Here is a 24282-nt window from a genome sequence, read left to right on the forward strand (position 1 = left end):
CAGAGGGTGCCGGGGCGAAAAATTATGCTGTCGATTATTAACCAGATGGACAGAAAAAGGTGTCTGCAAAAGACCTTTAAATCGCCACGTACGTCATCCAGCGATGACCAGCGCCGCCGATTGCTGTGCCTGCTCGCGCCTGGCCAGTGCGAAGTACAGGACGCCGCCGAGGAAGCAGCCGGTGAACCAGGCGAAGTTGGCCATCGGCTGCAACACCGGGATGAAAGTGATCGCAACGCCCATCAGGGTGGCTGGAATCAACGCCTTGACCGCCGTCCAGTTGATCCCGCCGCTGTAGTAATAACGCCCGCTCGGGCCGTCATTGAACAGCGCATCGACGTCGATCTGCTGCTTTTTGATCAGGTAGTAATCCACCAGCAGAATCCCGAACAGCGGGCCGATGAACGCCGCCAGCACGTCGAGGGTGTAGTGAATCACTTCGGGGTTGTTGAATAGGTTCCACGGGGTGATGAAGATCGACGCCATGGCGGCGATCATGCCACCCGCACGCCAACTGATTTTGCTTGGGGCGACGTTGGCGAAGTCGAATGCCGGGGACACGAAGTTGGCGACGATGTTGATGCCGATGGTCGCGGTGACGAAGGCAAAGGCGCCGAGCAGCACCGCCACGCTGTTGTCGATGCGCGCCACGGTGGCGATCGGGTCGTGAAGCATTTCACCGAACACCGGCAAGGTGCCGGAAACGATCACCACGGTCACCAGCGAGAACGCCAGAAAGTTTACCGGCAGCCCCCAGAAATTGCCGCGACGCACGTCATTCATGCTGCGGCAGTAGCGACTGAAATCACCGAAGTTCAGGGTCGGACCGGAAAAGTACGACACCACCAACGCCGTTGCCACGATCACCTGGCCGAAGGCTTCCCAGCCAGACAAGGACTTTTCCGCCAGGGTGAAGCTGATATTGCTCCAGCCGGCCTGCCAGACGATCCAGCCGGCGAGCAGGAACATCACGCCATACACCACGGGGCCGGCCCAGTCGATGAAGCGACGGATCGACTCCATGCCGGTCCAGAACACCAGCGCCTGGACGAACCACAGGCTGAGGAAACCGAACCAGCCGAGGTAGGACAAACCGGCAAAGTGCGGTTCGGCGTAGGCCGCCATCGCAGGAAAAAACCGCAGCACGACGATGATGAGTGCACTGGACGCCAGGTACGTCTGAATCCCGTACCAGGCCACCGCAATCAGGCCGCGAATGACCGCAGGAATATTCGCCCCGAACACCCCGAACGCCAGTCGGCAGATCACCGGGTAAGGCACCGCGGCTTGCTGACTCGGCCTGGCCACCAGGTTGGCGATCAACTGCACGATGCAAATCCCGCCGAGCAAGGCAATCAACACCTGCCAACTGGCCAGCCCAAGCGCAAACAAGCTGGCGGCGAACACATAGCCGCCGACGCTGTGCACGTCGCTCATCCAGAAGGCAAAGATGTTGTACCAATTCCATGTCTGCGGCAGTGGCCCCAGATCCTGGTTATACAGGCGCGGGCTGTAGCCATTGGGCAATCGTTCGGTCATCGCGGGGCTCCTCGAAAGTACAGGCGCGGCCCCCGAGATGGGTGTGGCGAGCACACTGCGTACGGGAGCCGGCATGGTTTGTATACGAGTTGCTACGCAGAATGCGTGCCATACGATCAAAAGGTGTGACAAACCTGGCTTTAAACCCTGTTCAGAGCAAAGCGTCCAAGACGTGTAGGGGGTGATAACGCCCACGAACAGGGCGTCCGCGCCTACAAACGGTGCAGAGTGTTATGTATACAAAGAGATGGGTGAATGCTGCGCAGAAGGCTACCGTAGGCTGGATCCTTTTTTGATCACAACCTGCGGTAGCGCCTACCGGGGCCGGTGCAGGTCAGCTGAGTTCGATACGATCAGCGTGAATGACGATCTGGCCGTTCTTGTACAAGGCGCCGATGGCCTTTTTGAAGTTGCCCTTGCTGACGCCGAACATACTGCTGATCAGCGTCGGATCGCTCTTGTCGCTGACCGGCAGGGTGCCGTTGTTGTCGCGCAACTTGGCGAGAATCTTCGAGTTCAAACTGGTGGCGGCTTCTTCGCCTACCGGTTGCAGGCTCAGGCTGATCTTGCCGTCGGCGCGGACTTCTTTGATAAAGCCCTTCTCTTCTTTACCGGCGCGCATGAACTTGAAGATTTCGTTCTTGTGGATCAGACCCCAGTGCTTGTTGTTGATGATTGCCTTGAAGCCCATATCGGTCGCTTCGGCCACCAGCAAATCAACTTCCTGGCCAGGGGTGTAGTTGGCCGGGGTCTTGTCCAGGTAACGGTCCAGACGCGCCGTCGCGGTGATGCGCCGGGTGTGTTTGTCGAGGTAGACGTGCACCACGACATACTCGCCGGCCGTCATCTGGCGTTTCTCTTCGGAATACGGCAGTAGCAGGTCCTTCGGCAACCCCCAATCCAGGAACACGCCGATGCTGTTGACTTCAACGACTTTCAAACTGGCGAATTCACCGACCTGAACTTTCGGCTTTTCGGTGGTAGCGATAAGTTTGTCATCGCTGTCCAGATAAATAAAAACGTTGAGCCAGTCTTCATCTTCGCTGGGAATATCTTTGGGAATATAACGATTAGGCAGAAGGATTTCGCCGTCCGCGCCACCGTCCAGATATAAACCGAAGTTAGTATGTTTAACCACTTGCAAACTGTTGTAGCGCCCGACTAAAGCCATGTCCAATACCCTCATTGCGTGGGCGGCATTCTACCCGGTTTTGCGGGCGGCGTTCGGCGGTCGGCCCGGTGGCGCGAGAAAATCCGTGGGAGACCTTAATTTTCCTGGGGTTTGCCGGATGCGGCTGGCCGCTCGTCAGACCGTTCGAGTGGTTCACACCTTGGTCAGCCCATCCCAAAAACGCTATTTCTTGAGTGAGGTTTTTAGTTAAAACAGCAGCTTAGGGGACTATTCCAAATAATAACTTGCGATTATTCGCATGCCTGCCGTGTGTATTTCGGGAGGATATTTACCAAGCAATTGTCAAGTATTTCCTGTACGATGCCTGGCCAAGTTAATTTCTACAGGTTAATGGCCGCCATGCGTGTAAAAGCATCCAACAGCAAAGCAAAGCCAGCTCCAGCCGTTGAAACCAGCGAATCGATCAACAATCAGATCGCTGCGTTCCTCAAGTCCGGCGGCGAGATCCAGCAAATTGCCAAAGGCGTCAGCGGCCAGACGTTCGGCCCGTCCAAGCAGATCACGCTGGGCAAAAAGTAATTCCCCCGTTTTAACTGGTCCCTAAGCGCTTTGAGCTTCGAAGCGCTTGGACTGGAACCCTCCAGCAACACCCCATAAAACAAATCAATATTTCAACAATCGACGAACGGCCCTCGATGCCGAACATTCGCCGGTATGCTTGCACGTGTCTGGATCAAGCGTTTCAGCAGGTTTTCAGGACCTGTTCCTCGCTGTTCATGGAGTGACGCATGCTCAAGCCCTCTCTTTTCCTGCTCGCCAGCCTGTTGTGGTGCTCGGGTACCGATGCGCAAGTCTTCCAGCGCGAATTAGGCGATTTCGATCTCAAACTCGCCACCACCCCCAGCCGCAGCATGGCCCAAGGGTTGGTCAAACCCTCGACGACCGGCTCGTTCCACGGTGGCCTCGACCTGAGCCACGACAGCGGCTTCTATGTGGGCCAATGGTCCCCCAGCATGGGACTGAGCCCTTCGAGCAACCTTGAGATCGATTCCTACATGGGCTTTAAACAGCCCTTCGATCAATCCCTCGGCTACGAAGTGGGCATGATCCATTACAGCTACCCCAAAGTGGATACCCTCGACAGCCAGGAGCTTTTCGGTGGCCTGACCCTGCTGGATAGCCGTTTCGGCGCAGCCTTCAGCAACGACCCGGACAAACAGAACAGCACCCTGTTCGCCGACCTCAGTGGCAATCAGCCGTTCGGCATCGGGATCAGCCTGAAATACACCACCCATCAACTCAATACGCCGGTGTCCGTCGACGGTGGATATGTAGGCAGTTTTACCGACTGGTCGGTGAAATTGTCCCGGCCGTTCATGGGTATCGACCTGGACTTGATCTACAGTGACTCAAGCCTGAGCGGCAGCGATTGCTCCGCCTATTCCGGCCACAATAGCGAGTGCGACGGTCTGGTCACTCTCAAGGCTGTACGCGCCTTCTATTAATCGGCTGAACTGCCAGGCTCGTCCTGCGTTCACATAAAAGAACCCAATAAAAAACCAGGTCTTCGCAAGGGCTTGCCATGTCGCATTGGTTGAAACAGATCACCGTCATCCTCACGCTCAGCCTCACCATCGCCGCCTGCACCCGCGTGGGCCTGGCTTACCGCAACCTCGACGTGATCATTCCCTGGACGCTCAGCGACTACCTGGACATGAACCGCCAGCAAAAAGACTGGTTGAACGAGCGGCTCAAGGAACACCTGCGCTGGCACTGCACCACGCAACTACCCGGCTACCTCGACTGGCTGAATCGTTTACAGACCATGATCGAGACCAACCAGATCACCGACGCCGAGCTGCAAGCCCGTACCCAGGAAGCCAAACAAGCCATCGCCGAAACCGCCCGGGAAATTACCCCATCGGCCATCGAACTGTTGCAAGGGCTGGATGACAAGCAAGTCGCGGAAATGAACGACGCTTTCGCCAAGGACCTGCGCAAACGCCAGGAGGAATACCTCAAGCCACCTCTAGAGCAACAGATCAAAGAGCGAAGCAAGCGCATGGAAAAACGCCTGAATGCCTGGCTCGGACCACTCAGCCCAACCCAACAGCAACGGGTGATGGCTTGGTCGAGCGCCCTGGGGGATCAGAACAAAGAATGGATTGCCAACCGCGTCCATTGGCAACAGCAATTCAGCGCGGCGGTCGCGCAACGTCAGAGTCCGCAATTCCCACAGCAAATCGGGACACTTCTGGTTGATCGCGAGAGTTTATGGACCCCCGCTTACCGTGTGGCCTATGCCAACACCGAAGCCCAGGCTCGGGCATTGCTGGTGGACTTGATGGCCGAGAGCACGCCGTTTCAGCGTCAACGGTTGCTGCATAAGATTGAAGACATGCGCAAGGATTTCACTGATTTGAAATGCCTGAAAGCGGCGCAACGAGGATAGGTTCTAAAGCTGCAAGCTTCACGCAATCTGAGCCTTCGACGCCACTTCATCAAACGTCAATTCATCCAGCGCATCTTCCTGCTCATCCAGCACCTGGCGCGGATGCTCATTTCCCGGGATGCTGCTGTCGATCAGGCTCAACAAACTCGAGCCCCGGGGTGTCAATATGTAATTCTCGCCATTGCCACCCTGATCCTCCGGCCGAGGCTCGATATACCCCCGCAACAGCAGTATTTTTTCGTACTCACCGGCCACCGTTTTCAGGCGATCCAGATTCTCGAACGGCTCGCCCGCGGAGGCTTTCGCCGCCGCATACTGCTCGGCATAAGGCCGTGGAGTGAAACTGCGGCCAGCACTGTTCTGCACTTCGTGCAGTAAATGCTCGATCAAATCCCAGTTATAAGTCGTCATCCTGATCAACCTCCAGTGCCCACGAGTGAAATGGCCTTCATAGGTTGTGACCGACAGGGAGTGCAGCCGTTCAGCCGAGTTCTTTCCCCCAACCGACCGGCGGCCTGTCGATTTGAGCGCAGGCCAAACGACTAGGCTGTGTAAGACGGTTTACCCCTCTGCGCGGATCGACTTTCGCCACAGCAAGCAGGAGAAATCAGCATGAACATACAGAATCATCCGGTCGTGTCCCGGGAAGAATGGGGCGCGGCCCGCAAACAACACTTGGCCCACGAAAAAGCCTTCACCAAAGAACGAGACAAACTCAGCGCCGAACGCCGCGCCCTGCCCTGGGTAAAAATCGACAAACCCTACCGCTTTCAGGGCACCAACGGCGAACTGAGCCTGACCGACCTGTTCGGCGGCCGCAGCCAGTTGATCGTCTACCACTTCATGTTCGCCGCTGGCTGGGACGAAGGCTGCCCAGGCTGCTCGTTCCTCTCCGACCACATCGACGGCGCCAACCAACACCTGGCCCACCACGACGTCGCCGTGGTCGCGGTTTCCCACGCACCGTTCGCCGAATTCCAACCGTTCAAACAGCGCATGGGCTGGAAATTCGACTGGGTCTCGTCCGAAAGCTGCGACTTCAACTACGACTTCGGTGTCTGCGCCCGGGCCGAAGACGTCACCGCCGGGAAAGCGACTTACAACTACGAAAAAACTGACGGCGTTGAGGAAGAACTTCCAGGGCTTAGCGTGTTTTATCGCAACGAAGCGGGGGAGATTTTCCATACCTATTCTACGTATGCCCGCGGCCTGGATTTGCTGGTCGGCGCCTACAACTACCTCGACCTAACGCCTAAGGGGCGTAATGAAGAGGAGATCATGGATTGGGTGAGGCATCACGATCGGTATGAAGACAAGGTGTCAGCTAGTTGCTGCCATGGTGGGTAGATCGCAACCCTTTCGGAGCGAGCCTGCTCGCGATGACTGACTAACGTTCAACATGGATTTCGACTGATGCACCACTATCGCGAGCAAGATCCCACAGGAGGTAAGTGGCGTTGTGTAAATTGCATTCAGACGTCCGACTTCAACAAAACGGGCGACCTATGAGTCGCCCGTTTTTAATGCCTGCCCAATGTTTGGAATACACAACTCAAAGGACGAATAAAGGTTTTTGCCATACTCCACCCCAAACAAATATATCTGCCTCCTTCATGTCCCGACCCAAGCTAATCATATTTAAATTCAACCGCCAGCTTACTGACAGCAACATCCAATGTAATTACGCAGCCACTCCAGATCGGACACCCACTCGTCATTCCGTTCTGAATATAGATTTTTCGAAGTTCAACAAAACATTCAAACAATTCCACATCCACTTGAGCGCTGACGGGGCTAAACCAATCCTACTTACCATCCTCATCCACATAATCAAATAGAAACTGGCAATGATCGTTCTCTGGAGATAGCTCCGCCTCGACGATGACTTTCATTGCCGTCGCGGGGGATGTGTCCAGCAAAATCTGTCCGAGTTGCAGATAGATATCGTCTTCGCTCATTATTCATACCGCCACTTTACATTGAAGGCACGCTCGCCACGGGAATGCGTTCCTGAGCCTGAGTTATATCGTAGACATGCTGCTCACAGCGGCTATCAACAAACTGGAACTCCACCAAATAGACCTTGCTTTTTTCTGGTGTGAAAGTGGTTTTGAGCGGACCGCAGCTATAGATACTCCCAACACCCGCGCCATTCGAATAACCCGACGCCTGGAATGGCTGATCGACATCCGCCAGCACTTCCAGCTGCGGGAAGCGTTTAAGCGTGGCACTGTTGGCCGCTTCGTTGAGTTTGGCGATCCAGCCGAAGACCTTGCCCCGACCTGAATCCACCACGGTTCCAAGCACCTCCATACGCTGGTCAGGATCCGATGCGCGGCGGATCGAGAACTCTACTGGGGTAGTGTTACCTGATGCTTTCATGATGATCTTGGCGTGTTGCGCATCGACGGCCACCTTGTTCTGACTCAGCTGGACACCGTCTTTCAGCAGACTGGGGGAAGAGTCCCGGACGTTGGAATGGCAGCCTGGTAATGCCAGAATCAGGGTCAGTGCTAGTAGTGTGGTTCTTTTCACGTCTGAATGTCCTTGAAAGCGTATGTTCGGCTGATGAGAAAATATTTGTCAAAGCGGCGCGTCATAAACGCTGAGTTCGCTATAGGGGGACTGCCACATCCCAAAATCAGACAGATTTATTTTCTGGCCGTCGCATAAAACCAAACAAATAAATCCGCCCTTTTTTTCAAACTATTTCATTAAGAAGCCCACTGAGTTTTCCCAGGAAAACTTCCGCCTCTAGAAAGACGAATTAGCTTCATAGCAGCTCTTTTCGACCACTCTCCATTTACATCCAGAGGACACTCTTTCAAAACATAAATAGTTTCATCCTTTTTCCCCAGCCGTATTATCCCAACCTCCAAATTCCGGCCAAACGTGTATTCAACATACTCTTCAGTTTCTACAACCTTATTCATCTCTATATAAAATGCCATATAACCCTTCTCAGTTACCTAGTGGACTCGGGTATCGGAGCTGTGTTTTATCAATAGGAAAATGGACAGGAAAAGGGGACGGATTTATTTTCTAGCCACCGCACGAGCCAAACAAATAAATCCGTCCCCTTTTCTTTCCTTTTCTTTTTTCTCCGCTAAACAAGCGTGATCTGCCCCCCTACAAATAACCTGCACTTTTCAACATTACCAACAGTTCAGCACTTAGTGACTCATCAATAACCCCTTCAGATTTTCCCGGCCCCCTCCAATGCCAGATAAGTTGCATAGCAAGACTATCAACACCGATAAATCCCTCATGAAAAATCTCACTAAGACGTATATTAGTAAGTTTAGGATCAACCTCTATCAAGTCCCTAAAAACCTGACACGGCAACTCCCCCCTCAGAATACCCTCAAGCATAAATCCTCCACTGCAAAATATCACTTCATGGTTTTTTGAAAACAACCGTGGTTATATCATTAAACATACCAGTTTCAGGCGCTTGAACACTGGTAAAGCCATATTTCGCGGCAAGACGCCCCGTCCAAGTATTCGCAGCGGCCTGAGTAGGCGGCATACCTTTCGTCAAATTAGACAAGTACTCTGCGGTATTAACGCTATTTCATATCGCTAAAGTGCGACACAGAAAACGTAGTCTGCCCCCATTTTCTGCCATTCTCAGGATAAACGTGGTCTGTCCCCGTTTCTCCCCGGCAGCTCCTACAGGGATTGCGCATTATTCAAGATTTGCGCGGGAGACCTTCGGGTCTGCCGGTTACTCGGGGTGACCTGTGGGTCGCCTGTTTCTATCGCAAGAAAAAGTTTGGACTTCCTCTTTCCCGAATATAATCAACGGCCCCACGGCATTTACATAACGCCAACCTCAACATAAACAACTCAACAACTTATGTACCTTCCCTGCATTTCCCGAATGAAACTTTAGGTACTTATCGCAAGCAAGCTTTAGATAATCACGAAACACTTCATCACTTACAATTACCGATGCATCCTCTTCCAGAATATATCCACTGGAAAATCTAACTCCTTCAAAATGATCCTCCTCAAAATAACTATTCATATCGGGAAAAGCACAGTACGCACCATCCGTACTAAACCCCCATTTTTTAACAAGAAACTCTACCGCCTCGATAAACCTACCATCATCGTACATCCTGTCAAAGTAAGCCTTTATTACCCAGTGCGAATCCCGACGATCATAGGGCTGCCCAAACAATTCGTTCACGCCATTACCCCTTTATTCATCTCGGGTGGAAATTACGAACCGTACCAGTAGTCGGGTCCAGATAAATCCTGAACTTGATACCCTCCCGTCTCACCATTATAGGCGTTCATCCCTCTGGTCATGGCGCTGATGTAACCGTCTGCCACCGCCCGCTGCCCACGCAAAAGAGGGGACGCCCATTAGCCGGTCTCGAGTCAAGGTTAAAAGCCACCATACAGCTCCCTTTAAAACTCTAAATTATTGCGACAGGACAAATACCAAAACGAGTAGTAACTACATATGACTCTAGTCCATTTCGCTCAGGGACAATTTTTAATATCTTCACCCCCTCAAACTTTAATACTAGAACTTCACCTTCCTCAAGCGAGGCTTCCTCTACTCGATGATTAAAAAAATCAAAGAACAGTGTACTCGTATAAACTTTTTCTCCGTGCCCCCACTGCTCCCACCCAAGACTTTCACACAAAAAAGGACACTGAACTATAACGGTAGCGCCGCTGCCAAAAATCAGAACTTGAGAGCCAACCCCAACAGTTACACCTGTTAGCACTGCTGACTTCAGCTCCGCCAAATCCGCTTCATTAATCATAACTATCCTCTTACCGCGCCGGCGGTTCGGTATTAGGTGGTAATGGCACATGCGTCTCTCCTCTTGTGCCAGTTCCACCTGTGGGAAAACGGGGGGAAAACGGGGACAGACCACGTTTTCCATCTAAAAAATCGAATGCTTTTTCGGTCTGCCCGGGCATCCCCGCCGAGCTCGTCGCCCAATCATAGCTTCAATTTCGGCTGCAAATCGCGAATCACCAAGTACATAGTTGCCATTGGTGGCAGCCCGAATCTGGTCAACCAATCCTATCTCCAACTCGCTTGATAGACTTCAGCAGTCGATACATCTGTGTCCCCAAGCGATGGGTACTGAGCATGCGGGGTAATGAGATCCGAAAACTCTGATTGTGCGTTAGCACGATGACTCGACCAACGATATTCCGCAGGATGCGTCACCATTTTGGCTCTGACAGGATTCATCTCAATGTAGCGATAACAGGCCAATACATAATTATCACTTTGAACAAGGCACGAACGGAAGCGTCCTTCCCATAAAGTCCCACTACGCCCATATGTACGATTTATGTATTGCACATATCGTTGCCCTATTCCTTTCATAAGCGAGCTGGTACTGCTGTGCTCATGAGGGCTAATCAACAAATGGACATGATTAGTCATAAGACACCATGCGTGAATTTCACACGATTTTTTGTTGGCCTGCTCAGCAAGCAGCTCTAAATAAAAAAGGTAATCATCCTCTGAAAAAAAGCAAACTGATCTATTATTTCCTCGTTGAATCAGATGCAAGGGGACACCTGGCATCAAGAGACGTGCTCTGCGTGGCATATGGTGAATCCGTTCACAATTAATGATGCCAATAACTTAGTCAATCCTACGAAAAATAATCTCCCTATCTATTTCACACTATTTCATATCGCTAAAGTGCGACACAGAAAACGTAGTCTGCCCCCATTTTCTGCCATTCTCAGGATAAACGTGGTCTGTCCCCGTTTCTCCCGTACCTCAATCACTCTAAACTCCCCGTTTTTTTCAGCAAGTAAAGCCTCTTAAGATTTGGCACTGAATATTCTGCTATGGAGTAAAAGGGGACGGATTTATTTCCTAGCCACCGCACGAGCCAAACAAATAAATCCGTCCCCTTTCCTATGCATCGTGTATACCGGCGTCCGCTTCATACCAAATAACCGGACCAATTAACTTCATCACAGACAGAAGAGAATCACCCAACTGAAAGCCAGCGGCGCTTATCTCTGAAACCAATTCAGCTTCTATATTCGGAACAAAAATCGCGCTCATTTAACGTCTCCTCTCCAAGCCAGCCACTTGCTTGAGAAAAAGGGGACGCCCATTAGGTATCCCTTTAGGTATTTATACACATTACCACTTAGAAAATATTATTGTAGTCATACATATATTCTTCATATTCATCAAGCCCCCAAATATGACCATCCAAGCGATCAACCATAAGCATCCCACCTGCTTTTTTCTCCCCATGACCGACAGAGCTCAAACTAAAAGACCAAAAAAGAGGTGGACATTGCGATTGATCTCTCACTCCTACTACTACACCTTGCTCTGCAGAATATTTTTTTGCTATTTCAAATGCTATCTCAAATGAAATCTCACCTTCTCGATATTCGACGGGAACACTGAAACATAATATCTGCTTTTGCCGCAGAGCAGACACTACCGCCACAAGCTTTACCCTATTAACACTTACAAATAAATAACCACTAAACACCTTGCCATCTTCGCAAGCAAAATCATTATCAAACAAACGTAGCATTTTAAGTCGCGACGCATCCACCGGACCACATAAATATAAATCACATTTCTTCTGCATAATATTTATTCACCTATGGATGGACAATTACGCCACCGTTAAGAATCCCTTCTAATGCGATTGCAGGTACAGAATATGTTGATCCCACACCCAGTGGCCAAGGATCCCGAATCCCCACCACCCCGCTCTCAACTGAGTCGACGACAATCGCGTGAAGCCCACCCAACTCGGTTCTCACATTAACAATCACTGACGCACCATTTTCGGTAGCGGCTTTAATCGCCTGTACCGTTATGTCACCGGAATATGTGGCAGTTCCAGTGAAACCAAGATCCTTCAAACCATTCGGAACGTTAGAAAGAAATGCACCATCCGACTCCATCAAAATTGCCTGTCTAATATAAGCCTCAGGTGTATCTGCCAGATTTGCGGCCATTTTACAGCTTGCGGCAACACATGAAATGGAAACCTGGGACAGACCAGGTTTATCCGACAAAAGAAGGGGACAGATTTATTTACTCGAAAATTAACAATAATAAATCCGCCCCCTTTCCGTCCCTGTTTTGTTATTTCACTTCAACGGACCTAAAATATCATTAGTAAAAAACCGTGTAGCCTCATCCGAGGCCGGCTCCATTCCAAAGTAGCAACTAACAAACTCAAATTTTTTAGCTGCCGCTTTCGAGTATGCAAGCAAAGCGTTGACAGCACCGACGCCGCACAACCAAAAATCATGCTCATCAAAGCTTATATCAAGATCAAACTTACCTTGATATTTAAGAACCCGAATGAGTGCCGAATTTACAATCACCCCCATAAATCTCAGCCCCCGAACATTGACAAGCACACTCAGATCCTCATCAAATTCAATCGCCGCGCTGATTGCATCGAGTTGTATTTGACCATTTTTCCAGACCCAAAAATCTTCTGAACACTCAGCACTAACTACCGACTCGGCATCAGATACCACTCTCTCCAGGAAGGGCAACATCACTTCCTGCGTGACATCCTCAAATACAATCTCTAGCAAACCAGCCATACTGCCTCCGTCAATCAATAAACCCCTTGAATGTACCATCCATATTCAATCTGACACCCCGCCCATCCGCCAGCCTTTTTTCAAGAAAGGTCTGTCCTTTCTCCGTCGTTACCGGCAAAAAATTTCCAGGAGCGCGTGTTATCTCACGTAAGTGCATCATTGCCTGCTCATTCCAGGTCTTCATTGAGCCCGTGACCTTGCCCCATATATCCGGGTTTCTGCCAGCGTGCTTGGACAGAGCGTGTCCAACAACGGTGGTACCCTTGTAAGCATCCTGAGCCGACGTTAACGCGGTTTTTAGTTGAGCGAATGTAGCTAACTCCTTACCCATATTCTTTGCAAGGTCAACCCCATACTTTGTCTCAAGCGCCTGCATCACTTCATTGGTGATCTTTTCACCAATGGTCACTGCCGCTTTCCCTTTACCTGTTACTGATGGAAACCCGATTTCTATTCCCAACTGAATGAGCCGTTCAGTTTGTGTAGGCTCCAAGAACAAATCTCGCAACATCGCGGGAGGAAACTGGTTCAGGAAAGCGACAACTTTTGGATTAAGTTTGGAAGGGTCTTTTTCTCCATCAACGATTTTTTGCAGGTCATTCAGAACATCTTGCGGTTGCAAATCCAGAAACTTTCCTTCCGCATGCAATATCTCAAAACCTTGTTGCAGGCGTGCTGCAGCTTCACGGTGAAGTTGTTGGTTATATCGTTCGGCATTTCCCGCAACCCAGCTTCCGGCCGATAGATCGCCACCAGTTATAGTAGCCGCCAAAACCCCAATAATTTGTGCTGTACCTACCTTGAATTGATCATCTGTAGCAAACCGCGAGTCCAGATATTTACCCAACGTATCGGTGGCAATTGCATTCAGTCCTTCCACTGCAGCGGCGGCAAGAGCGCCCGTTTTGAAATCACCTCCCCGCGCAGCAGAAAGCGCTCCTCCCAAGAGGGCATGCATCAATATTTTTTCAGCAGATCCTGGGTCAACGTCGAGATACTTAGCAAGGTCGCCCAACTGTTTATTACCGAAGGCCGCTGTAAGATCGAGCCCTTCCGAAACCAGAGAGGAGACAAGCGATTCCTTAAAGCTTCCACCGTTAATTGCCGTACCGATACTACTAGCAACAAGCGCGTGGGTGGTGCTCCGCAATATGTTCTGTGTGACAGTACTCCAATTCAACATCGTTGATGAATAGCCCGGATTTGCGACACCGCCAACATTAAGGATCAATGCGCCGTCCGTACTCCACCCACTCACCATGCTATCAATCCCGTTTAGGGCATAACCTGTCATCCATTGTGTCGCATAACCTTTGATGGCATCTTCACTAATCGTTGCCTTTAGCCCTGCTCCAATATCACCGCCATTATTGACTGTACCCACCGTGAAGTTGGTTGCAATAGCGCCAGCTAATGGCCCAAGAAACATACTCGCAACAATTGCAATGATAAGTGCCGACGCAGCCCCCAAACCTGCATTCTTATACTTCCAACTTTCGTGTATTTCCTTAACCAGTCGCCAATCAACCTTCCCTTCCAGATCGGCCTGCTTAATCCATGCCAACCCGGGCTCGACAGATACCATCGCATCAATCGTCTCGCTTACCGTTTTCTTATTAATATCCTTTATATCAATGGTTATCTTGCCTGCCGCCTTTATTGCCAGCTCACCTTGCGCGAGCAAAACACTTTGCATGAATGTTTCGTCGGTCGTCCCTTTTCCTTCCATAGAATACCAAGCCATATTGGAATTGCTTTTATCATGACTTTCTTTTCTTAAATCTTTTACTGCCTCAAAAAGAATGGATCCACCACTCTCCAGCGTAAGGTTCTTTCCACTTTCAAGTCGCGCGCCCTGATACCGTTGATCTCCATCACTAAACAGTGTCAGGTTTCCACCGGTCTTGATCTGAGTACCGATATTTGTGATCTGAGTGACCTCATCACGCTGAGTTTTTTTACTCCCCCAACTACCCTTCTTCTTCATGTCGTATAACGAGTAATCGGTATCTTGCGCAGCCAGTAATTGAAGATTACCGCCCGCAGCAAGGTACGCCTCATCACCTGCAGTGATGCGGCTGGAGATTGCTGTGAGATTCTGACCAGAATTCAATACTACGTTGCCGCCCGCTGTGATTTCACTCATGACTTGGCTTATATGGTCTTCCTGAACCGTGAGTTTTTTACTTTTGGACAGGAAGTGTTCTTCATCCGCAGCCGATCTGATGGTCAGATTGTCGGTCGCCGTCATGGCGATGTTGCGCTTGGCATCGATCTGGCTGGCGATGACGTTGATATCACGCCCTGCATCGGCCGACAGGTCACGTCCGGCGCTGATGCTGGCGCCCAGTTGGGTGATGTCGCTGCTGTTGTGATTGCTATCCTTGAACACACTGTTGGTGACCTGCGTCGAGACCACATTGAGGTCTCGTCCTACATTCAGGCTCATGTCCCGACTGCTTTGCATGACACCACCGACAATGTTGATGTCTTGCCCCGCCTTCACGGTGAGGTCATTGGCCGCCTCGATGCGCGCGGCGTTGTCGGCGTAGTCGTGATGCTGGGTGCCAAAGCGGGTACTGCTGTCCGACGATGTGATGGTCCGTTCGTTGAGCACATCACCTCTGGTTGCCGTCACGCTCACGTCACGACCCGCAAGAATGCCGCCCGACTTGTTGATGACGTCATTACCGGCTAGCACATCCAGACGATTACCCGCCTGAATCAGACCGCTGTTGACCAAGTCCTTGCCCGCCGTCGCCGACAGGTTATCGGTGGCGCGCAATGTACCAACGTTATCGAGGTTCTGACCCGCAATCAGCGTCACGTCCTTGCCTGCAATCAGCGCCCCGGTGGGACCGAGGCGGCCTTCGGCCTGTGCCAGATACAACACCGGCACCAGGACTTTTTCGCCGTTCACTTCGTGCTCTTCGAGCCAGACGATGTCATGGGTCAGCGCCGCGACTTGCTGAGACGTGAGGCTGACACCCACCGATAGATTGAGTGCGTCCTTGCTGGCGATGGCGTTGTTCATCAGGTACTTGAACAGGCCTTCGTCGGTGGTTTGGCCGTCGATGTAGCGCTGGCCAGTGCGAGCGACGACCGCTTGCTGGATCAGGCGCTGTTCGTAGAGGCCGTCGCCCAGGCGTTTGGCGCTGGTGTCCGGGTCGTAGCCGAGGTTGCTCAGCAGGTAGTCCGAACTCATGAATTGCTTGAGGTTGGTGAGTATCGGATTGGTTTCGATCAGGTATTTGTGGCCGTTGGCCGGCGCTTTGACGTCCGGCAGGCCGGTGACGCGAGTCAGGGGACGAATGACGGTCGTGGACTTGCTGTCGTTGCCGAGTCCGCCTCTGCGAGGAGCGACCGACGTCACGGAAGCGTCGAGTGTGCTGGCGACGCCGGCAGTCACCGTCGGTAGGTGCGTGACCGGGTCTACGGCGTGATCATTGCTGGAGAGGATCGCCGGGGTGTCTACCAGCAAGTTGCGAGGGCCACCACCGCTGCTAGCGGCGACCACGTGTCCCTGCGTGCTGACGTTTTCACCGCCCACCGTCCAACCCGGCGGCTGGGCGGTGACTGTACCCGGTACGACGTCGCTCGTGTCCTGAGTGCTCAGACGGAACAGGCCGTTCTCCCCGGTGGGAAGACTAAAGCCCGGCAATGTCAGCGGGTTGACTTGCTGCTGGGCGAGATCGGGTGGCAGTTGGCTGTTGAGCCTGATGACCGTGGTGCCGGTACCGCTCGCCTTGGTGTCCGCGACTTTATTGGTGCCACCGGTGGAACCGTAGTCCTGGTGGATGACACTGTTCTGCAGGTCCTGGGCAGCAGTGATCGAGACGTTGCCGCCGGCCTGGATGACGGCATTGCGCCCGGCGCTTACGCTGCTGCCATCGCGTGCCGTTTCAATGTCACTGACCAGGGTGTAGTTCTGCAGGCCGGTCGGCAGTTCCACCAGGTTGTTGCGGTCGTATAGGGATTGCGGGCTGGTAGAGCCGTAGGAATACCCCGAGAGGGTATTGGTCACCACCTGATTCGTTACGGCGTCTTTGACCACGACCTTTTCAATCAGGCCGCCATCATGGCCGGGCTCACGGCCTGTGGCAGAGAAAGCGGTACCTAAACTAAAACCTCCAGAACCGTCGATGTAGTAGAGGTTCGGGAAATCCGGGTTGTTGCGCTGGTTGTATGCCACCACCTGCGGCATGAAGCGATTGACCGTTCCGTCGGTGACGGAGCCGGTCCGATAGATGCGCGTGCGCTCGATACTGCCGCTAACTGCACCAATGTTCCTCAGGTTGTTGGCATTGATGGTGATGTTGCCGGTCGCACTGACGGTGCTTTTGCTGTTGAGGAAGTCGCCACCGTTGAAGACAAAGTCACCGCCCGCGGTCAGCAAGGCGGACGCCGTTGTGTCGCTGTCCTGCCCACCTTCGAAAACTTCCCGGGCAATGTAATTGACGTCGTAGTGGTCGCCACTGCAATCGCCACATTGCACCGCCAGGAAACCGGAAACCAGGGTACGCGTCAGGCCAAAGTTCTGCGTACCGTCGTCGCCCGAAGTACGGTTGGTGAAGGATCCGGCGCTGAGTGTGAATGTGCGGCCGCTCTCCATGGAGCCGGAGATGTTCGAGACTTGGCTGGCCTGGGCCGCCCCGCCGAATCCTTTGACGACGACATTGCCCAGACCGTACAGGTCGCCGTTCTGGTTGATGAAGTTGCCGACGCTCAGTGTCATGTCGGCACCGCTGAAGATCAGCCCGCGATCATTGAGCAGCGACGGAGTTTTAAGGTCAAGGTTTTGAGCGGCCCCCAGTGCTCCGGTGTTGTTCAGGCTACCGGCTTCGACGGTCAGATTGGCATTGGAAGTCAACCGCCCGGCGTTGGTCAGTTGTCCACCAATCTTGACGATGGAGTCACCACCTCCGGCAATGCTTGAGGCTGCGTTCAGGTTCAGTTGCGCAGCGGTCAGCGTAAGAGCGCCCAGACTCGACATCCGCCCGTTGCCGCTGTAACTGCCGCCCAACTGCATATCCATGACACCATCACTGGCGATCAGGCCATTGTTGGTCCAGTTACCGCCACGCGCCTGCAGGTAGTCAGAGGCCAGCAACTGGCCACTGGCAGTCTGACTGAAATTGTTGACGTTGACGTTCAAGCGCCCGGCCTGGATGACGCTGGAGTTGGTCCAGGTATCAGCATTCAGATCCAGGGTACCGGCGGTGGTGATGCCGCCTCCGGCGCCAATGACGTTGGCGGTGGAGATATCAAACCGGCCACGACCAACGTGATTGAGTTTGCCCCCGGCATTCAAAAAGCTGCCAACGGCCAAGGTCAGGTCGGTGTTGGCGGTCTCTAGCACGCCATTGCGGTTGTCCAGCAAACCGCCGATCTGGAAGCTGGTCTTGTCGGCACTGCCCAGGGAGCGAAGCCGACCGGTCTGGTTATCGACGCTGGCGGCTTTTACCGTCAGCGTGGTGTCGCTTTCGACGATACCGTCGCGGTTGTTCAGGGCGCCGCTGAGGCTGAGGTCGATGCGGTTACCCGCAATCTGACCGTCGCTGTTATCCAGACGGGTGCCCGTCACACCGACCAGGCCCTTGGCGTAGAGCACGCCATTGCGGTTGTCGAGCGCGGCGGTAGTGATGCTCGCATCAGTGGCTTGTGCCGAGATCCGTCCGCCGTTGTTGTCCAGACCGGCCAGTGCCGACAACGTCAGGCCCTGGGCTTGAATGATCCCGCCCTGGCGGTTGTTGTTGAGGTCGTAACCGTTGCGCAGTACGCCGACGGTTCGCGCTTCAAGGGCGCCTTTGATGCTCGACAGCACGCCACCGCGGTTGTCGATGTTGGCGGCTTTGACGGTCACGACACCGTTCTGGGCAATGACCTTGCCGCTCTGGTTATCGAGGTCGCCACTGACGTCGAGGGTCAGGCCGTTCTGGGTCTGAATCACGCCTTTGCCGTTAGCCATGCTGGCGGCTTGCAAGTTCAGGCCGGCGTTCTGGCTGTAGATCAAACCGTTGGCGTCGTTGCGTACCGCGCCGCTGGCGGTGATCTGTAAGGCGTCCTTGGCGGCGAGGGTGCCGTTGTTGCTGTTGTCCAGCAACCCGGTCAGGAGGGTCAGCGTACTTTGGCTGGCGAGTTGGCCGTTCTGGTTAGCGAGGTCGGTAACACCCTTGATCAGCACCGGACCGGCACCGACCAGTTTGCCGCTGGTGTTGGTCAATGCACCGAGCAGATCCAGCGTCACTGCGCCATTGCCGGCGATGGTCCCGGCGGTGTTGTCCAGGCCGGTGGCCGTGGCATTGATCGCCTGTTGCGCATTGATCGTGCCGCCAGCGTTGGTCAAAACGCCGGTGGTGATGTCCAGTGCGGCGCCACTGTTGATCAGGCCGCCCAGGTTGTTGTTGAGGGATTCGCTCAGGGTGAGGGTCTGCCCCGCCGCGCTGCTGAGAATGCCTTTGTTACTGTTATCCAGGCTCTTTGATTTGACGCTCAGGCTGCCCTGACTGACCAATGCCCCGGCATCGCTGTTGAGCAAGACACCCTTGAGGTCCACGGCAACATCACCGTTGCTGCTCGAGAGCGTGCCGTTGTCGCGATTATCGAGGCTGTCGCCGTTAACGGTCAGTCCCTGCCAGCCGGAGATCAACCCCTTCTGGTTGACCAGGCTGGTGCCGTTGACGGTCAGTAGCTGACTGCTGATCAGCTTGCCGGCGCTGTTATCCACGGCCCAGGCAATCACATCGAAACCGAGGTTACTGGAGATTTCGCCGTTCTGGTTGTTGAGATCGCGCAGGTGCTTGAGGGTCAGTGGCCCCTTGGCCATGAGCAGGCCGTTGCGATTATCCAAGTCGCCGTTGGCCAGCTCCACGGTGACGGCTTTTTCGCCGAGCAGGCGTCCCCCGTTCTGGGTCAAGGACGTCAGGGTCAGGTCGATGTCGCCCTTGGCCGAGACTTCGCCCTCGTTGCTGGAGTCCAGGCTGGTGGCCGTCAGGGTCAGATTGCCCTGGCTGTTGATCAACCCGCTATCGCGGTTGTTCAGTGCCATGGCGTTGAGGATGACGGCACTGGCGCCGAGCACGGTGCCGCTCTGGTTATTGAAGTCAGCGCTGCCGACTTTGAGTAATTGAGCTGCGTTGATCAGGCCCTTGGCATCGTTGCGCAACAAACCGTCGACAGTCAGTTCGAGGTCGCCACGGCTGGTCAGGCTACCGCCGCTATTGTTCAGGCTGGCGGTGCGTGCGTCGAGGGACGCAGCGCCGATCAGGCCCTTGACGTTGTCCAGCGCGTTGGCGATGCGCAGGATCAGGCCCTGATTGCTCAGCAGTTTGCCGTTGCTGTTGTCCAGGCTTTGCGCGGTCAGCGTGAAGGCTTCGGCGCTGGAGATTTCACCGCCCTGGTTGTTGACACCCTTGAGTTGCTTGAGCAGCAAGGTGCCGGGGGCATTGATCAAGCCGTTCTGGTTGTTCAGTTGGCCGTTATTCAGGTCCAGGCTGAGGCTGCTGTTGCTGAACAGCTTGCCACCCTGCTGATCCAGCCCGGTGACCGACGCGGTCAAGACACCCTGGCTGCCGATACGACCATCGTCCTGGTTGGTGACCTGACCCGCGACGAGGTTCAGGGTGCTGGCGCTGTTGAGTCGGCCGCCCTGGCTGTTATCGAACGCGCCGGTGGTGACCGTCACTGCGCCTTTACCGCTGATGCTGCCTTGCTGGCGGTTGTCGAGGCTGGCACTGGTGAGCGTGAGCGCGCCATCGGTGACCAGTGCACCGCCCTGGTTGCTGACGCTGCCGTCGCTGGTGAGCTTCATATCGGCCGCGCTGGAAAGACTGCCCTGGGTGTTGGTCAGTTGCGTGGTGTTGACGGTCAACGTCTCTTCACTGCTGACCTGGCCCTGGCTGTTGTCGAATGCGCCAGTCAGGTTCAAGTGCATGTTCTGCACGCTGAGCAGGTTGCCGCCGCTGTTATCCAGCAGACGCCCTTGCAGGTTAAGCGCGGTGGTGGCGCTGAGCAGGCCTTTGTTACGGTTGAGCAACTGGTCAACGTTGAGGGTCAGTGCCTGACCGGTGAAAATCCGGCCGCCATCGCTGTTGTCGAGTTTTGTGCCGGTGAACGACAAATCGGCGTTGGTGCTGACTTCACCGCCGCGGTTATCGAGGTCATCGACGGTCAAGGTCATGGCTTTGGTGGACCCCAACAAACCGCTCTGGCGGTTGTCGAGGGTGTCGGCGGTCAGCTTGAGCACACCGGTGGTGATCAACTTGCCTTGCTGGTTATTCAGAGTTTTGACCTGAACAGTGGAGTCGGCCTTGCCGGCAATATCGCCGCCACGGTTGTCCAGGGTGTCAGCAGTGAGCAGAAGTTCACCGTCAGCGATGATCGAGCCTTGCTGGTTCTCCAGTGTTTTGTCGGTGGTGAGTTCCAGCCGATCGTGGCTGCTGATCAAGCCTTCGTTGTTGTTGAGGCTGTCGCTATGGCTATCGATGGACGCGGCGGAAATCACGCCTTTGAGGTTGTTCAGGGCTTGCGCGATGCGCAGGGTCAGACCCTGATTGCTCAGCAATTTGCCGTTGCTGTTGTCGAGGTTCTGAGCAGCCAGTGTGAAGGCTTGAGCGCTGGAGATTTCACCGCTCTGGTTGTTGACGTCCTTGAGGTTTTTCAACATCAGCAACGGCGCGTTGATCAGACCGCCCTGATTGTTCAGTTGACCGTTGTTCAGGTCCAGGCTCAGTCTGGTTTGGCTGAACAGTTCACCGCCCTGTTGATCAAGCCCGGTGACCGAGGCGGTCAACGCTTGCTTGCTGGCAATCCGTCCGGTGGCGTTGTTGACTTGCTTGGCGGTGAGGTCCAGGGTGGTGCCGCTGATGAGGCGGCCGCCCTGGCTGTTATCCACGTTGCCCGTGACGACGCGAGTAGTATCTTTGCCGGATATCAGGCCTTTCTGGCTGTTATCCAGGCTGGCGCTTTCAAGGGTCAAAGTGGCGTCGGTGCTGATCGAGCCCCCCACGTTGAGCAAGGCGCCACGACTGCTCACGGACAGCGCACCGGCACTGCTCAGGCTACCGGCGCTGTTGTCGAGGCTGGCCGCGTTGACGGTCAGCGTTCCTTCGGTGCTGATCAGCCCCTGCCCATTGAGCAAGGCATCGTCGAGGGTGATCACCAACCCCTTGAGGCTGTTGAAGGTGCCGCCGGTATTATCCAGCGTGGTACCGGTCAGAGTCGTCGCGCCCTTGGTGACGATCAGGCCTTTGTTCTGGTTGATCAGTTTGGCAACGGCCAATTTCAGATCGGTAGCGGCGAGAATTTTCCCTCCGTCGCTGTTGTCCAGGTGCTGGCTTTCGATGTTCAGCAGCAGGCTGCTGGAGAGTTCGCCGGCCCGATTGTCGATGTCGTCGACCTTCAGTGCCAGCGCTTTAGTGGTGCCAACCAGTCCGCCATTGCGGTTATCAAGGGTCGTGCCGGTGAGGCTCAGGTTGCCTTGGGCGACCAGTGCCCCACCTTGTTGTTGCAGCAGGCCGATGGTGGCAGTGAGGTCACCCTGGCTGGAGATTCGCCCCACTCCGTTCTGCACCTCATCGGCCTTGAGGGTCACCGGTCCCACGGCACTGAGCAACCCGTCACTGTTGTCCAGACGAATACCGTCATAGGCAATACCGGCCTTGCCGCTGATCAAGCCTTTGTCGCGGTTATCCAGTTGGCCGATTTGCAGTTTCAACTGTTTGTCGGCCTGGATCACCCCGCCACGGTTATCGGCGGAAGCGCTGCTGACTGTCAGCGTATCTTTACCGGTGACTTTGCCACCGCGGTTGTCGAGGCTACCGCTACGTACATCGATGGCGCCCTTGGCGCTGATTTCACCGGTGTTCTGGTTATCCAGCAAACCGCTGATGCGTGCGGTGAGGTTGCCGTCGCTGACCACCACACCAGCGTCGCGGTTGTCGAGGCTGGCGGCTTTGAGATCCATGCTCTTGCCTGAACCCAATACACCGTCGCGGTTATCCAGTGCCCCGCTGAGGTCAATATTCAAACCCAGGTCTCCCAGGATCTGGCCGCTGCGGTTGATCAGTGTGGTCGCATTAAGCCGAGTGATGCTGGCACTGGAAATTTCACCGTTGCTGTTGTTCAGCTGACCGATCGTGCCCGTCAAATTGCCCGTGCTGTTGATCACTCCCTTGGTGTTGAGAATTTGGTTAGCCGTGACGTTCAGCGCACCACTGCTCAGCACCCGGCCGTTGTTCTGGTTGTCCAGAGTCCCGACGGTGATGTTGGCAGTTTTCGCGGAGCTCAACGTGCCGCCCTGGTTATTCAATGCCTGCGCGGTGTTGACCGTCAGGTTGCGGCTGGCCACCACGCTTTTGCCGAGGTTGTTGAGGTTCTGCGCATTCAGGCTCACGTCGCCGCTGGCATTGCGGCTGGTGTCGGCGTTGACCCCGGCTTCGATGATGCCGTTGTTGGTCAGCACACCGCCGGCCGTCAGCGCGATGCTGTCCCGGGCGGCGAGGGTTTGCTGGTTGGTCAGGTTGCCTTGGGTTTGCACGTTCAGCGCCGTACCGGCATAGACCGGACCGCGCGCATCAAGGCTGGCGGCTTTGACGTTCACGGCGCCCGTGGCCGACGTTTGCGCGAGACTGAGATGACCGTTGGCGTCGAGCTGGATATCACCACCGCTGGCGGCCAGGTTGCCGTCGAGTTTCACCCCGACCCCGGCTTCGGTGCCGACCAGTTTGATCGCCCCGGCGTACATGCCGCCCAACGCAGAGGAGTCGATCGCCAGTTGCGGCTTGGCACTGCCGTCATCGGCACGGGCAGTGGCGTTGAGGCTGTCGGCGTTGACGTCGTTGCGACCGGCAACGATGGTCAGGTTTTTCGCCTGGATCTCGGCGTTGATCTTCGCGCTGCGGGTGATGATTTCAAACTGGTCGACGTTGTTGGCGTTGAGCCCGGCGCCGTCGATGGTGACGCTGCCCTGATCGACCTGGAAGCGATCGAGGCGACCGCTACCGTCGAGCACCGGCTTGCCGGTGGTCAACGTCACGCGCGGGGTATTGATGAAGCCGCAGCCGTTGCAGCTGATGCCGTAGGGGTTGGCGACGATCACCCGCGCCGACTGCCCCGCCACTTCGGTGTAGCCGCGCAACTGGCTGGGGCTGCCGCCGACCACTTCGTTGAGGATGGTTTGCGCCGCGATCCCGTTGGTCAGGTTCGGGTTGCCGACAATGATCCCGCCCAGTTGCGTCGCGCCGGTCTGCGCGGCGACGTTGTTGAGGATCACCCCCTGGCTGCCGACGTTGTAATCGTGGAACTGGTTATGCGACAGGCCCGTGCCGTTGGGCGTGGCGATCTGGACGATCGGCACGCCATTGCCCGCCTGACCGAGGCTGGTGCCGGGCGTGGCCACCACGATCCCGTCGGCCTGAGCCCACATCGGTTGCCAGAACATGACGTTGGCCAACAGGAACGCCAGTCCGCGCTTGGGCATGCCCAGGAAGTGCTCGCGGGTTTTCACGGCGGCAGAAGGTTGGCGAGCGAGAAAAGCGTAGTGGCGAACGTCCATGTGAAAGGTCCCGATGCA

The 24282-nt window shown here is 54.7% G+C and carries 18 protein-coding genes; 4 read left to right on the plus strand and 14 right to left on the minus strand.

Going from position 1 to position 24282, the window contains the following annotated elements:
- Positions 1 to 93: 93 nt before the first annotated feature.
- The gene (locus tag FFH90_RS23100; protein ID WP_138866143.1) at positions 94 to 1539 is read right to left on the minus strand and encodes an NCS1 family nucleobase:cation symporter-1; all 1446 of its coding nucleotides are present in this window, start codon (positions 1537 to 1539) and stop codon (positions 94 to 96) included.
- Between the two features lie 334 nt (positions 1540 to 1873).
- Complete coding sequence (locus tag FFH90_RS23105) at positions 1874 to 2710, minus strand: S1 RNA-binding domain-containing protein (RefSeq protein ID WP_030131899.1); 837 nt, start codon at positions 2708 to 2710, stop codon at positions 1874 to 1876.
- A 351-nt stretch (positions 2711 to 3061) separates the two neighbouring features.
- Between FFH90_RS23105 and FFH90_RS23110 the strand changes: the two genes are divergently transcribed.
- The 3 genes from FFH90_RS23110 to FFH90_RS23120 all read left to right on the plus strand — a co-directional run bounded on the left by FFH90_RS23110 (position 3062) and on the right by FFH90_RS23120 (position 5123).
- On the plus strand, positions 3062 to 3250 hold the full coding sequence (locus FFH90_RS23110; RefSeq protein ID WP_017337097.1) for a hypothetical protein: 189 nt from the start codon (positions 3062 to 3064) through the stop codon (positions 3248 to 3250).
- A gap of 209 nt (positions 3251 to 3459) precedes the next feature.
- Positions 3460 to 4176 carry a TorF family putative porin gene (locus tag FFH90_RS23115; RefSeq protein ID WP_138866144.1) on the plus strand — a complete coding sequence of 239 codons (717 nt, stop codon included), beginning with the start codon at positions 3460 to 3462 and terminating at the stop codon, positions 4174 to 4176.
- Between the two features lie 77 nt (positions 4177 to 4253).
- On the plus strand, positions 4254 to 5123 hold the full coding sequence (locus FFH90_RS23120; protein WP_138866145.1) for a DUF6279 family lipoprotein: 870 nt from the start codon (positions 4254 to 4256) through the stop codon (positions 5121 to 5123).
- A gap of 18 nt (positions 5124 to 5141) precedes the next feature.
- On the opposite strand, the gene FFH90_RS23125 is transcribed toward FFH90_RS23120, so the two are convergent.
- Positions 5142 to 5534, minus strand: a complete 393-nt coding sequence (locus tag FFH90_RS23125; protein ID WP_138866146.1) for a transcriptional regulator — start codon at positions 5532 to 5534, stop codon at positions 5142 to 5144.
- Between the two features lie 201 nt (positions 5535 to 5735).
- Between FFH90_RS23125 and FFH90_RS23130 the strand changes: the two genes are divergently transcribed.
- Entirely contained in the window at positions 5736 to 6470 is a 735-nt protein-coding gene (locus FFH90_RS23130) for a thioredoxin family protein (RefSeq protein ID WP_138866147.1), read from the plus strand.
- Between the two features lie 458 nt (positions 6471 to 6928).
- Here the strand turns inward: FFH90_RS23130 and FFH90_RS30465 are convergent, their stop codons facing one another.
- The 11 genes from FFH90_RS30465 to FFH90_RS23180 all read right to left on the minus strand — a co-directional run bounded on the left by FFH90_RS30465 (position 6929) and on the right by FFH90_RS23180 (position 24264).
- On the minus strand, positions 6929 to 7081 hold the full coding sequence (locus FFH90_RS30465) for a hypothetical protein (RefSeq protein ID WP_225602906.1): 153 nt from the start codon (positions 7079 to 7081) through the stop codon (positions 6929 to 6931).
- A 16-nt stretch (positions 7082 to 7097) separates the two neighbouring features.
- Positions 7098 to 7658 carry a hypothetical protein gene (locus FFH90_RS23140; RefSeq protein WP_138866148.1) on the minus strand — a complete coding sequence of 187 codons (561 nt, stop codon included), beginning with the start codon at positions 7656 to 7658 and terminating at the stop codon, positions 7098 to 7100.
- A gap of 179 nt (positions 7659 to 7837) precedes the next feature.
- Positions 7838 to 8074 carry a hypothetical protein gene (locus FFH90_RS23145; protein ID WP_138866149.1) on the minus strand — a complete coding sequence of 79 codons (237 nt, stop codon included), beginning with the start codon at positions 8072 to 8074 and terminating at the stop codon, positions 7838 to 7840.
- A gap of 884 nt (positions 8075 to 8958) precedes the next feature.
- Positions 8959 to 9318: a ribonuclease toxin immunity protein CdiI gene (gene cdiI / locus FFH90_RS23150; protein ID WP_086946458.1), complete on the minus strand. Its 360-nt coding sequence runs from the start codon at positions 9316 to 9318 to the stop codon at positions 8959 to 8961.
- A 232-nt stretch (positions 9319 to 9550) separates the two neighbouring features.
- Entirely contained in the window at positions 9551 to 9907 is a 357-nt protein-coding gene (locus FFH90_RS23155; protein ID WP_086946459.1) for a hypothetical protein, read from the minus strand.
- 266 nt (positions 9908 to 10173) lie between these two features.
- A complete protein-coding gene (locus tag FFH90_RS23160; protein ID WP_306108679.1) occupies positions 10174 to 10713 on the minus strand; it encodes a transposase in 540 nt (179 codons plus the stop codon).
- 318 nt (positions 10714 to 11031) lie between these two features.
- The gene (locus tag FFH90_RS30060; protein WP_168206182.1) at positions 11032 to 11184 is read right to left on the minus strand and encodes a hypothetical protein; all 153 of its coding nucleotides are present in this window, start codon (positions 11182 to 11184) and stop codon (positions 11032 to 11034) included.
- 88 nt (positions 11185 to 11272) lie between these two features.
- Positions 11273 to 11731 carry a hypothetical protein gene (locus FFH90_RS23165; RefSeq protein WP_138866150.1) on the minus strand — a complete coding sequence of 153 codons (459 nt, stop codon included), beginning with the start codon at positions 11729 to 11731 and terminating at the stop codon, positions 11273 to 11275.
- A gap of 13 nt (positions 11732 to 11744) precedes the next feature.
- Positions 11745 to 12107, minus strand: a complete 363-nt coding sequence (locus FFH90_RS23170; RefSeq protein ID WP_138866151.1) for a hypothetical protein — start codon at positions 12105 to 12107, stop codon at positions 11745 to 11747.
- Positions 12108 to 12242: 135 nt separating this feature from the next.
- Positions 12243 to 12710, minus strand: a complete 468-nt coding sequence (locus FFH90_RS23175; RefSeq protein WP_138866152.1) for a hypothetical protein — start codon at positions 12708 to 12710, stop codon at positions 12243 to 12245.
- A gap of 10 nt (positions 12711 to 12720) precedes the next feature.
- The gene (locus FFH90_RS23180) at positions 12721 to 24264 is read right to left on the minus strand and encodes a filamentous hemagglutinin N-terminal domain-containing protein (RefSeq protein ID WP_138866153.1); all 11544 of its coding nucleotides are present in this window, start codon (positions 24262 to 24264) and stop codon (positions 12721 to 12723) included.
- Positions 24265 to 24282 lie beyond the last annotated feature (18 nt).

This window comes from Pseudomonas sp. ATCC 43928 (assembly GCF_005938665.2).
GTDB lineage: Bacteria > Pseudomonadota > Gammaproteobacteria > Pseudomonadales > Pseudomonadaceae > Aquipseudomonas.